Source organism: Pseudomonas sp. GXM4 (assembly GCF_008923895.1).
Taxonomy (GTDB): Bacteria; Pseudomonadota; Gammaproteobacteria; order Pseudomonadales; family Pseudomonadaceae; genus Aquipseudomonas; species Aquipseudomonas atacamensis.
Window position 1 is genome coordinate 1 of the sequence record NZ_WBRZ01000188.1, and the last position, 11267, is coordinate 11267.

Genomic DNA, 11267 nt, shown 5'->3' on the forward strand with positions numbered 1-11267 from the left:
GATCTGAAGCAAGCCGCTGTCGAAAACCGCGTAACTCTTGGAATCTCAAGGAGTTTTCCGTTTCGACTGCGCCGGAAGTGGGGCGAATTATAGACCTCTGGAATCTGCCGTCAACACCTATTTTCATATTTCTGTCATATCGGTAAAAAAGCCCCGAAAACGCGAAGGCCGACCTGAAAGGTCGGCCTTCTGCACATCCAGCTACTTATAAGCTAGGGAATGCGAACTGCGAAGCTTCATGGCTTGCACGCTGCGGCCAGCGCTGGGTGATCGCCTTGCGACGAGTATAGAAGCGCACGCCGTCCGGACCATACGCATGCAGGTCGCCAAACAGCGAACGCTTCCAGCCGCCAAAGCTGTGATAAGCCACCGGCACCGGCAGCGGCACGTTGACGCCGACCATGCCGACTTCGATCTCGTCACAGAACAGCCGCGCCGCTTCGCCGTCACGGGTGAAGATGCAGGTGCCGTTGCCGTATTCGTGATCATTGATCAGTTGCATCGCCTCTTCCAGGCTGTTCACCCGCACCACGCACAGCACCGGCCCGAAGATCTCTTCTTTATAGATGCGCATCTCTGGAGTGACGTTGTCGAACAGGCAGCCACCGAGGAAGAAGCCGTCTTCATGACCAGCGACGCTCAGACCGCGACCATCGACCACCAGGGTCGCGCCCGCCGCCACACCGTCATCCACATAACCACTGACCTTGTCACGCGCCTGACCGGTAACCAACGGCCCCATGTCCAGACCGCACGAGGTACCCGCGCCGATTTTCAGCGCTTTGATCTGTGGAACCAGTTTCGCCACCAGCGCGTCCGCGACCTGATCGCCAACACAAACGGCCACCGAGATGGCCATGCAGCGTTCGCCGCAGGAACCATAAGCCGCGCCCATCAGTGCGCTGACCGCATTGTCCAGATCGGCATCCGGCATCAACACCGCGTGGTTCTTCGCGCCGCCCAGTGCCTGAACGCGTTTGCCGCGCTTGGTGCCTTCGGCGTAGATGTATTCGGCAATCGGCGTCGAACCGACGAAGCTCAGCGCTTTGACTTCCGGCGCTTCGATCAACGCGTCCACCGCCGTCTTGTCACCATGAACCACACTCATCACGCCTTTCGGCAAGCCCGCTTCCAGCAGCAGTTGAGCGATCAGCAGGGTCGAGCTTGGATCGCGCTCGGATGGCTTGAGGATGAAGCAGTTGCCGCAGACGATCGCCAGCGGGTACATCCACAGCGGCACCATGGCCGGGAAGTTGAACGGAGTGATACCGGCAACAATCCCCAACGGCTGGAAGTCCGACCAGGCATCGATGTTCGGGCCGACGTTGCGGCTGTACTCGCCCTTGAGGATTTCCGGGGCGGCGCAGGCGAACTCGACGTTCTCGATACCGCGCTTCAATTCACCGGCAGCGTCTTCAAGAGTCTTGCCGTGCTCTTCGCTGATCAGTTGCGAGATGCGCGCCTCGTTCTGCTCCAGCAGTTGCTTGAAGCGGAACATCACTTGGGCGCGTTTGGCCGGGGGCGTGTTGCGCCAAGCCGGAAACGCAGCCTTGGCGGCATCGATGGCTTTCTGAATGGTGGCCTGGCTGGCCAGTGGCAGTTTGTGAATTGCCTGGCCGGTAGACGGGTTGAACACATCTACCGCGCGACCGGTTTCGGTCACCAGTTCGCCATTGATCAAATGCGGGATAACGCTCATCGAACACTCCTGAATTCTGGTCCGCAGGCGCCGTGAGAGGCGCCCGCACTTTTGTACATATATAGAGGGAAAAATCAGTCGAGCTTGTTCAGCACTTCGCCGACCGCGTCGAACAAACGATCGAGGTCTTGCGGCTTGCTGTTGAAGGTTGGGCCAAACTGCAGGGTGTCGCCGCCGAAGCGCACGTAGAACCCGGCTTTCCACAGGGCCATGCCCGCTTCGAAGGGACGCACGATGGCGTCGCCGTCACGCCCGGCAATCTGGATCGCGCCGGCCAGGCCGTAGTTACGGATGTCGATGACGTTCTTCGAGCCTTTCAGGCCGTGCAACGCGTTCTCGAAATGCGGCGCGACTTCGGCGACGCTCTGCACCAGGTTTTCCTTTTGCAGCAAATCGAGTGCTGCAAGACCGGCGGCGCAGGCCACCGGGTGCGCCGAATAGGTGTAGCCGTGGGGGAATTCCACGGCGTATTCCGGCGTCGGCTGGTTCATGAAGGTCTGGTAGATCTCGGAGCTGGCAATCACCGCGCCCATCGGAATCGCGCCGTTGGTGACTTGCTTGGCGATGCACATCAGGTCTGGAGTCACGCCGAAGCTCTCGGCGCCGAACATCGAACCGGTGCGACCGAAACCGGTGATCACTTCATCGAACACCAGCAGGATGTTGTGCTGATCGCAGATCTCGCGCAGACGCTTGAGGTAACCCTGCGGCGGAACCAATACCCCGGCAGAGCCGGCCATCGGTTCAACGAACACCGCAGCGATGTTGGAAGCGTCGTGCAGTTCGATCAACTTGAGCAGCTCATCGGCCAAAGCAATACCGCCCTGCTCCGGCATGCCACGGGAAAACGCGTTGCTCGCCAGCAGTGTGTGCGGCAGGTGATCGACATCCATCATCGCCTGACCGAACAGCTTGCGGTTGCCGTTGACGCCGCCGAGGCTGGTGCCGGCGATGTTCACGCCGTGGTAGCCACGGGCACGGCCGATCATTTTGGTCTTGGTCGCCTGACCTTTCAGACGCCAGTAGGCACGGACCATTTTCACCGCAGTATCGGCGCACTCGGAACCGGAGTCGGTGAAGAACACGTGGTTCAGGTTGCCCGGGGTCAGTTCGGTGATTTTCTCTGCCAACTGGAACGACAACGGATGGCCGTACTGGAAACCCGGCGAGTAATCGAGGGTGCCCAGCTGTTTCGAAACGGCTTCCTGAATTTCCTTGCGGGTGTGCCCGGCGCCGCAGGTCCACAGACCGGACAGCGAGTCGTAGATCTTGCGGCCCTTGTCATCGAACAGCCAGCTGCCTTCAGCGCCGACGATCAGACGCGGGTCGCGTTGAAAGTTGCGGTTGGCGGTGTACGGCATCCAGTGCGCGTCCAGCTTCAGTTGGCTGGCCAGTGGCGACGGCGCGTTTTCAGGCATGTTCATCGGGCAAAACCTCGCAGGGCATAAGCGTCAGAGAGATGGAAAGCGTTGTTGCAGCTAAATTGCCACGGCGATAAAGTCGGTGAAATCCAACTCTTCTAACCTCCAGTTAGATCATTGCTAAACAAAGAGAACAAAAAATGAGCAGCCGCCGCGCCGATCCGCTGGCCCAGGTCAGTGATTTTGATATTCGCCTGCTGCGGATTTTTCGCAGTGTCGTGGAGTGTGGCGGCTTCTCCGCAGCGGAAACCGTGCTCGGCATCGGCCGCTCGGCGATTAGCCAGCAGATGAGCGATCTGGAACAGCGCCTCGGCTTGCGCTTATGCCAGCGCGGCCGGGCCGGGTTTTCGCTGACCGAGGAAGGTCGTGAGGTGTATCAATCAGCGCTGCAATTGTTGAGTGCGCTGGAGAGTTTCCGCACTGAGGTCAACGGCCTGCACCAACACCTGCGCGGCGAGCTGATCATCGGCCTCACCGACAACCTCGTCACCCTGCCGCACATGCGCATCACCCACGCCCTCGCGCAGTTAAAAGAACGCGGGCCGGATGTGCAGATCCAGATTCGCATGATTGCACCAAACGAAGTTGAACAAGGTGTGCTCGACGGGCGCCTGCACGTTGGCGTGGTGCCGCAGGCCAGCGCCTTGTCAGGACTGGAATATCAGCCGTTATACAGCGAGCGTTCGCTGCTGTATTGCGCGGTGGGTCATCCGCTGTTTTATGTCGACGACAAGCAACTCGATGATCAACGCCTCGACAGTCAAGACGCGATTGCGCCGACCTTTCGTTTGCCGGCGGAGATTCAGGCGCATTATCAGGCGCTCAACTGCACCGCCAGTGCCTCTGACCGTGAGGGCATGGCGTTTCTGATTCTGACCGGGCGCTACATCGGTTACCTGCCGGATCACTACGCCAATCTTTGGGTGCAGCAGGGGCGCTTGCGTGCGCTCAAGGCCGGCACGCGTTTTTACGATTTGAGTCTGGCATCGGTCACGCGCAAGGGGCGGCGCCCTCATTTGGTGCTGGAAAGTTTCCTGGAGAGTCTGGCCGCGACGCGATAGATAAGCGCGCAGAGCCCAGCCCGGCTGGGCCTCATCGACAGAATCGACGAATAACCTGAGCAAGTGGACAGGTTTTTGCAGAGAAGGGATAACTCTCCTTCAAGAAGCCAAATCCATGCAGCCAGATTCCGATTCGTCCAGTGAACTGATCTACGGCCTCAACGACCGCCCCAAACCACTCGCCGCCATTCTCGCCGCACTGCAACACGTGCTCGCGAGTTTCGTCGGCATCATCACCCCGCCACTGGTGATCGGTTCCGCGCTCGGGCTGACCGCGCATCTACCGTACCTGATCAGCATGGCGCTGATGGTCTCGGGCGTCGGCACTTTTATCCAGGCGCGGCGACCGTTCGGCATTGGCGCGGGGATGATCTGTCTGCAAGGCACCAGTTTCGCGTTTCTCGGTGCGGTGCTGTCGGCCGGGTTTCTGGTCAAGCAGCGCGGCGGCAGCCCGGAAGATATCCTGGCGATGATTTTCGGCGTGTGCTTTTTCGGCGCAATCGTGCAGATCGTGCTCAGCCGTTTCATCGGTCAGTTGCGCCGAGTGGTGACACCGCTGGTGACCGGCATCGTCATCACGCTGATCGGCATCAGCCTGATCAAGGTCGGCATCACCGATCTGGGTGGCGGCTTCAACGCGCCGGACTTCGGCGCGCCGGGCAATCTGGCCTTGGGCGTGTTCGTGCTGCTGACAATCATTCTGCTCAACCGCTCGAATACGCCGTGGGTGCGACTGTCGGCGATCATCATCGGACTGGTGCTCGGCAGTCTCGCCGCTTGGTTCAGCGGGAAACTGGTCCCGCAGCCGTTGCCTGACTTGCCACTGGTGAGTTTTCCTACACCTTTCAAATTCGGTTTCAGCTTCGACTGGACCGCTTTCCTGCCGGTCGCGCTGATTTACCTGATCAGCACCATCGAAACCGTCGGCGACCTCACCGCCAACTGCATGCTCGCCCGCCAACCGATCAGCGGCCCTTCTTATATAAGCCGCTTGCGCGGTGGCGTGCTTGGCGATGGCGTGAGCTGCATGATCGCGGCGACCTTCAGCGCCTTCCCCAACACAACGTTCGCGCAGAACAACGGCGTGATCCAATTGACCGGCGTTGCCAGCCGCTACGTCGGCCTGTACATCGGCGCGATCCTGTTTTGCCTCGGCCTGTTCCCGATGATCGGTGCGGTGCTGCAACAGATTCCGAAACCGGTGCTGGGCGGCGCAACGCTGGTGATGTTCGGCGCTGTGGCGGCGGCGGGCGTGCGCATTCTCGCGCAGTCGCCGCTGGACCGGCGCAGCATGTTGATCATCGCCACTTCGTTCGGCGTCGGCCTCGGCATCGCCGCGCAACCGAACCTGCTGCACCTGCTGCCGAAACTGGTGCAGAACCTGTTCGACTCGGCGATCACCAGCGGCGGGTTGACGGCAATCGTCCTGTGTCTGTTGTTGCCGGAAGGCGAAACTGCTCAGACAAAAAGCCCCGCGTCATTGAACAAGATCGAACAGGCGTAACTGTTTTTCCGCGCCAGGACTTGTCGGATGCCTGTGGGTGCGCTATCAACGCAACTGGTTGCACCCACAGACAATCCCGGAAGTGCCTATGACCTTTGAAGTCCCAGCCCACGGCGGCAAACCCGCCAGCCGCATTCGTCAGAAGAACGAAGAGACCATTCTCAAAGCCGCCGAAGACGAGTTCGCCCGTCACGGGTTCAAAGGCACCAGCATGAACACCATCGCGCAGAATGCCGGGCTGCCCAAGGCCAACCTGCATTACTACTTCACCAACAAGCTCGGTTTGTATGTGGCAGTGCTGAGCAACATCATCGAGTTGTGGGACAGCACCTTCAACACCCTCACTGCCGAGGATGACCCGGCCGAAGCGCTGACCCGCTACATCCGCGCGAAGATGGAATTCTCCCGGCGCCAGCCACAGGCTTCGCGAATCTTCGCCATGGAAGTGATCAGCGGCGGCGAATGCCTGAGCGAATATTTCAATCAGGATTACCGCACCTGGTTCACCGGGCGCGCGGCGGTGTTTCAGGCGTGGATCGATGCGGGCAAAATGGACCCGGTCGATCCGGTGCACCTGATTTTCCTGCTGTGGGGCAGCACTCAGCATTATGCCGACTTCGCCACGCAGATCTGCCGCGTCACCGGGCGCAGCAAGTTGACCAAGCAGGACATGGAAGACGCCGGCAACAACCTGATCCGCATCATTCTCAAAGGCTGCGGCCTCACTCCTTCTCTATAAGACGTTTATGCCTTTCACCCTCAGCGGTTTTTGCGAGTACCGCGAAGAGATTCGCAAAAGCCGTTTCATCACTCTGGCGACGCCGATCAGCAGCCCCGCCGATGCGCAGGCGTTTTTCGAGCAGCACAGCGATTTGAATGCCACGCACAATTGCTGGGCGTGGAAACTCGGCGCGCAATACCGCAGCACTGACGACGGCGAGCCGGGCGGCACGGCCGGGCGCCCAATTCTGGCGGCGATCGAGGCGCAGGACTGCGATCAGGTCGCGGTGCTGGTGATTCGCTGGTACGGCGGCATTCAACTGGGCACCGGCGGTTTGGCCCGGGCCTATGGCGGTGGCGCCAACAAGTGCCTGCAAGCGGCGGACAAAATCGAGCTGATCAGCCGCGTACCGCTGAGTTGCGCCTGTGGATTTGCCGAGTTGGCGCTGGTGAAGTTGCGCGTGGCCGATCTCGGTGGATTGGTGGTGGAGGAGAACTTCACAGCCAATGGTGTTGAGTTGAAGCTGGCGGTGGGGGAAGCGCAGATCGACGTGTTGCAGAGTCAGTTGGCGGATCTGAGCCGTGGGCGGATTTTGTTGCAGCGTTGAGAGTGGAAGATCAAAAGATCGCAGCCTTCGGCAGCTCCTACAGGGGATCGCATTCCAATTGTAGGAGCTGCGGAACGCTGCGATCTTTTAGGGCATTCCCCAATTGGCGACTTGCCCACACCTGCTGTGCACCCGACTGTGGATAACCTGAGCACACACCGCTGTAACCCTTCTGTCATGCGGCTTTGCGCGATTTGTTCAATTTTCGTTCAATTGACCCAACGAAAGGGAAATTCAGCGTAAAAACAAACAGTTACCTTCGTTTATCACCATTAGAACAAAGCATCGCAGTGCTTATGCCCACCCTCGGCGCTTGCGCACAATTACTGTGGAGCAACCTGTGGATAAGCCGTTCATGACCGCCGCAGCCGCTGGATCTGTCTGGCTCCCAGGCAGTTGCTCGTTTTTTAACCAACTGCAAGCGGGCAAAACTGGAGCCTGTTCAATGGCTTTGCGCTGAATTGGTGCTTGATCGAAAGACAAAATTCCCGCCGATGCGCTGCTGTCGGCACTTGCGGGCTGGCTCCGCAAGCGTTCCTGACTCAATGGCCAGGAAATTGCTTTATCCACAGGCACAACTCCAAGTCAGTCGAGCCTGTCATGTCCATCGCCCCTTCCCCGCCGCGCCTGCAACTGCGCCAGATCAGCAAACGCTACCCCGGTTGTCTGGCCAACGACGCCATCGACCTGAGCATCGCGCCGGGTGAGATCCATGCCCTGCTCGGTGAAAACGGCGCGGGCAAAAGTACGTTGATGAAGATCATTTACGGGGTCACCCAGTGCGACAGCGGTGAAATGCTCTGGGAGGGGCAGCGCGTGCAGATGCGCAATCCGGCGCAGGCGCGGCAGTTGGGCATTGGCATGGTGTTCCAGCATTTTTCGCTGTTCGAAACCCTCAGCGTCGCGCAGAACATTGCCCTGGCGATGGGCGCGGCGGCCGGCACGCCGAAGCAACTGGAGCCGAAGATTCGCGAAGTATCGCGGCGTTACGGCATGGCGCTGGAGCCTGAGCGACTTGTCCACAGCCTGTCGATCGGCGAGCGCCAGCGGGTGGAAATCATTCGTTGCCTGATGCAGGACATCCGCCTGCTGATCCTCGATGAGCCGACCTCGGTGCTGACCCCGCAAGAGGCTGACGAATTGTTCATCACCCTGCGACGCCTTGCCGACGAGGGCTGCAGCATTCTGTTTATCAGCCACAAGCTCGGTGAAGTGCGCGCTTTGTGCCACAGCGCCACGGTGCTGCGCGGCGGTCGGGTAGCCGGGCATTGCCTGCCGGCGCAATGTACGGATCAGCAACTGGCACAACTGATGGTCGGCGAAGCGGCGGGATTGATTGGCGAGTATCCGAAGGTCAGCGGTGGCGCGGCGTTTCTGCAGGTGCAGGGTTTGAGCTGGCACAACCCGGATCCGTTCGGTTGCTCGCTGACCGACATCGACCTGCAAGTGCGTAGCGGTGAAATCGTCGGCATCGCCGGGGTCGCGGGCAATGGTCAGGATGAATTGCTCGCCCTGCTCAGCGGCGAGCAGCCCTTGCCTCGTGCGCAAGCGGCGACCCTGCGCTTCGCAGATAGAAACGTCGCTGACCTGCGCCCGGATGGGCGGCGCAAACTCGGTCTGGCCTTCGTGCCGGCCGAACGCCTCGGCCACGGCGCGGTGCCGGAGTTGAGTCTGGCCGATAACGCCCTGCTCAGTGCTTTTCAGCACGGACTGGTCAGCCACGGGTTGATTCAACGAAGCAAAGTCGAAGCGCTCGCGCAACAGATCATCCAGCGCTTCGGCGTGAAAACCCCGGACACGCAAACCGCCGCGCGCAGCCTGTCCGGCGGCAACTTGCAGAAATTCATCCTCGGCCGGGAAATTCTTCAGCAACCGAAACTGCTGATCGCCGCGCACCCGACCTGGGGCGTCGACGTTGGCGCCGCCGCCACCATCCATCGCGCGTTGATTGCCCTGCGCGATGCCGGCGCGGCGATTCTGGTGATTTCCGAAGACCTCGATGAGCTGTTCCAGATCAGCGATCGCCTCGGCGCGCTGTGCGGCGGGCGTCTGTCGGCTCTTCAAGACACCGGCCTTACACAACTGAGCGATGTCGGCGCGTGGATGGCCGGCCAGTTCGATCACTCACCTCGCGCCGCTTCGGTTTAACGGAGTTTCAACCATGCTGCTTTCTCTCGAACCCCGTGGCCAGCAATCGCGCCTGATGCTGTGGTGCTCGCCGTTATTGGCGGCGGCCTTGACCCTCGGCTGCGGCTCGCTGTTGTTCATCGCGCTGGGCCACGACCCACTGCAAACCTTGCACACACTGCTGATCGCACCGGTCAGCGATTTGTATGGCGTGTCTGAATTGCTGGTCAAGGCGCTGCCGATTCTGCTCTGCGCACTCGGCCTGGCCGTGGCCTATCAGGCGCGGATCTGGAACATCGGCGCCGAAGGCCAACTTCTACTTGGCGCCTTGGCCGGCAGTGCTCTGGCAGTGAACGTTATCGACATGCAAAGTCGCTGGGCGCTGGTGCTGATTCTGCTGACCGGCACGCTGGCCGGCGCCACATGGGCCGGGCTCACCGCATGGCTGCGCACGCGCTTCAACGCCAACGAAATCCTTACCAGCATCATGCTCAATTACATCGCGTTGAACCTGCTGCTGTTCTGCGTGCACGGGCCGTTGAAGGATCCGGCGGGCTTCAATTTCCCCGAGTCAGCGATGTTCGGCGACGCCAGTCGCTTGCCGCTGCTGCTGGAGGACGGCCGCGTGCATGCCGGCGTGTATTTCGCCCTGCTCGCGCTGGTTGCGGTGTGGGTGTTGTTGCAGAAAAGCTTTATCGGCTTCCAGATCAAAGTGCTCGGGCTGGACAAACGTGCGGCAGGTTTTGTCGGCTTTCGCGAGAAGCGCCTGATCTGGCTGGCGCTGTTGATCAGCGGTGGTCTGGCCGGGCTCGCCGGGGTCTGCGAAGTGACTGGGCCGATCGGCCAATTGGTGCCGCAGGTGTCGCCGGGCTATGGCTACGCGGCGATCACCGTGGCGTTCCTCGGGCGGTTGAATCCGCTCGGCATTCTGTTCTCCAGTCTGCTCATGGCGCTGCTGTACATCGGCGGCGAGAGCGCGCAGATGTCGCTCAATCTGCCGCAGGCAATCACCCAATTGTTCCAGGGCATGATGCTGTTTTTCCTGCTCGCCTGTGACGTGCTGATTCTCTATCGGCCACGCCTGAAACTGCGCTGGACCCGGCGCGCCTCGACCCCTGCCGTAACCGCCGGAGCGCTGTGATGGATATCGATCTGTTGAGCAATATTTTCTACGCGATGGTCCGCTGCGGCACGCCGCTGTTGCTGGTGGCATTGGGTGAGTTGATCTGCGAGAAAAGCGGCGTCCTCAACCTCGGCCAGGAAGGCATGATGCTGTTCGGTGCGGTGATCGGTTTTATCGTCGCGCTGAACAGCGGCAACCTGTGGCTGGGTGTGCTGCTAGCGATGTTGGCCGGGATGTTGTTGTCGTCACTGTTTGCCCTGGTCGCGCTGGTGTTCAACGCCAATCAGGTGGCGACCGGGCTGGCGCTGACGATCTTCGGTGTCGGGCTTTCGACGTTTGTCGGCGCGGCATGGGTGGGTAAACCGCTGGCGGGTTTCGAGCCTCTGGCGATTCCGTATCTGAGTGAGATCCCGCTGATCGGGCGGATGCTGTTTGCCCAGGATCTGCTGGTGTATCTGTCGTTCGCGCTGTTTGCGCTGGTGGCGTGGGTGATCATCAAAAGTCGTGTCGGCCTGATCATTCAAGCGGTCGGTGAAAACCCGGATGCGGCCAGCGCCATGGGCTTGCCAGTGCTGACCGTGCGTACCTTGGCGGTGTTGTTCGGCGGAGCAATGGCCGGGCTGGCCGGGGCTTATCTGTCGCTGGCCTACACGCCGATGTGGGCGGAAAACATGACCGCCGGGCGCGGCTGGATTGCCCTGGCGCTGGTGGTGTTTGCCAGTTGGCGGGTGTGGCGGTTGTTGCTCGGGGCGTATCTGTTTGGCCTCGCCAGCATCCTGCACTTGGTGGCACAGGGATTGGGACTGGCGATTCCTTCGAGCCTGCTGGCGATGCTGCCGTATGTGGCGACGATTCTGGTGCTGGTGTTGCTGTCCCGCGATGCCGTGCGCACTCGGTTGTATGCGCCGGTTTCGTTGGGGCAGCCGTGGCAATCGGGACACTGATCGTTGTCAGAGCGGGCCTCTTCGCGAGCAGGCTCGCTCCCACAAGGGATCTGAGTGAAC

The 11267-nt window shown here is 60.6% G+C and carries 9 protein-coding genes; 7 read left to right on the forward strand and 2 right to left on the reverse strand.

Features of this window, described 5'->3' with window-relative positions; genetic code table 11:
* Nucleotides 1-205: 205 nt before the first annotated feature.
* Nucleotides 206-1699, reverse strand: a complete 1494-nt coding sequence (locus F8N49_RS20105) for a CoA-acylating methylmalonate-semialdehyde dehydrogenase (RefSeq protein ID WP_071174323.1) — start codon at nucleotides 1697-1699, stop codon at nucleotides 206-208.
* A gap of 74 nt (nucleotides 1700-1773) precedes the next feature.
* Nucleotides 1774-3123: an aspartate aminotransferase family protein gene (locus tag F8N49_RS20110; protein ID WP_064362892.1), complete on the reverse strand. Its 1350-nt coding sequence runs from the start codon at nucleotides 3121-3123 to the stop codon at nucleotides 1774-1776.
* A gap of 137 nt (nucleotides 3124-3260) precedes the next feature.
* On the opposite strand from F8N49_RS20110, the gene F8N49_RS20115 reads away from it, so the two are divergent.
* From F8N49_RS20115 to F8N49_RS20145, 7 genes are all read left to right on the forward strand, one after another.
* Nucleotides 3261-4181, forward strand: coding sequence for a LysR family transcriptional regulator (locus F8N49_RS20115; RefSeq protein ID WP_016771807.1), 921 nt, complete (start codon nucleotides 3261-3263; stop codon nucleotides 4179-4181).
* A gap of 115 nt (nucleotides 4182-4296) precedes the next feature.
* The gene (locus tag F8N49_RS20120; RefSeq protein WP_071174322.1) at nucleotides 4297-5685 is read left to right on the forward strand and encodes a uracil-xanthine permease family protein; all 1389 of its coding nucleotides are present in this window, start codon (nucleotides 4297-4299) and stop codon (nucleotides 5683-5685) included.
* An 88-nt stretch (nucleotides 5686-5773) separates the two neighbouring features.
* On the forward strand, nucleotides 5774-6424 hold the full coding sequence (locus tag F8N49_RS20125; RefSeq protein WP_016771809.1) for a TetR/AcrR family transcriptional regulator: 651 nt from the start codon (nucleotides 5774-5776) through the stop codon (nucleotides 6422-6424).
* Between the two features lie 7 nt (nucleotides 6425-6431).
* Nucleotides 6432-7013 (forward strand): YigZ family protein, encoded by a 582-nt coding sequence (locus F8N49_RS20130; RefSeq protein WP_071174321.1) that lies wholly within the window; start codon nucleotides 6432-6434, stop codon nucleotides 7011-7013.
* Between the two features lie 600 nt (nucleotides 7014-7613).
* Entirely contained in the window at nucleotides 7614-9161 is a 1548-nt protein-coding gene (locus tag F8N49_RS20135; RefSeq protein WP_151552254.1) for an ABC transporter ATP-binding protein, read from the forward strand.
* Between the two features lie 13 nt (nucleotides 9162-9174).
* On the forward strand, nucleotides 9175-10281 hold the full coding sequence (locus F8N49_RS20140) for an ABC transporter permease (RefSeq protein ID WP_151552256.1): 1107 nt from the start codon (nucleotides 9175-9177) through the stop codon (nucleotides 10279-10281).
* A complete protein-coding gene (locus F8N49_RS20145; RefSeq protein WP_041479652.1) occupies nucleotides 10281-11207 on the forward strand; it encodes an ABC transporter permease in 927 nt (308 codons plus the stop codon). The genes F8N49_RS20140 and F8N49_RS20145 overlap by 1 nt, the downstream gene beginning before the upstream one ends.
* Nucleotides 11208-11267: the final 60 nt, after the last annotated feature.

Bases quoted from the DNA above. Each gene is read 5' to 3' on its own strand.
- F8N49_RS20105 (WP_071174323.1), bottom strand. From the start codon at position 1,699: ATGAGCGTTATCCCGCATTTGATCAATGGCGAACTGGTGACCGAAACC.
- F8N49_RS20110 (WP_064362892.1), bottom strand. From the start codon at position 3,123: ATGAACATGCCTGAAAACGCGCCGTCGCCACTGGCCAGCCAACTGAAG.
- F8N49_RS20115 (WP_016771807.1), top strand. From the start codon at position 3,261: ATGAGCAGCCGCCGCGCCGATCCGCTGGCCCAGGTCAGTGATTTTGAT.
- F8N49_RS20120 (WP_071174322.1), top strand. From the start codon at position 4,297: ATGCAGCCAGATTCCGATTCGTCCAGTGAACTGATCTACGGCCTCAAC.
- F8N49_RS20125 (WP_016771809.1), top strand. From the start codon at position 5,774: ATGACCTTTGAAGTCCCAGCCCACGGCGGCAAACCCGCCAGCCGCATT.
- F8N49_RS20130 (WP_071174321.1), top strand. From the start codon at position 6,432: ATGCCTTTCACCCTCAGCGGTTTTTGCGAGTACCGCGAAGAGATTCGC.
- F8N49_RS20135 (WP_151552254.1), top strand. From the start codon at position 7,614: ATGTCCATCGCCCCTTCCCCGCCGCGCCTGCAACTGCGCCAGATCAGC.
- F8N49_RS20140 (WP_151552256.1), top strand. From the start codon at position 9,175: ATGCTGCTTTCTCTCGAACCCCGTGGCCAGCAATCGCGCCTGATGCTG.
- F8N49_RS20145 (WP_041479652.1), top strand. From the start codon at position 10,281: ATGGATATCGATCTGTTGAGCAATATTTTCTACGCGATGGTCCGCTGC.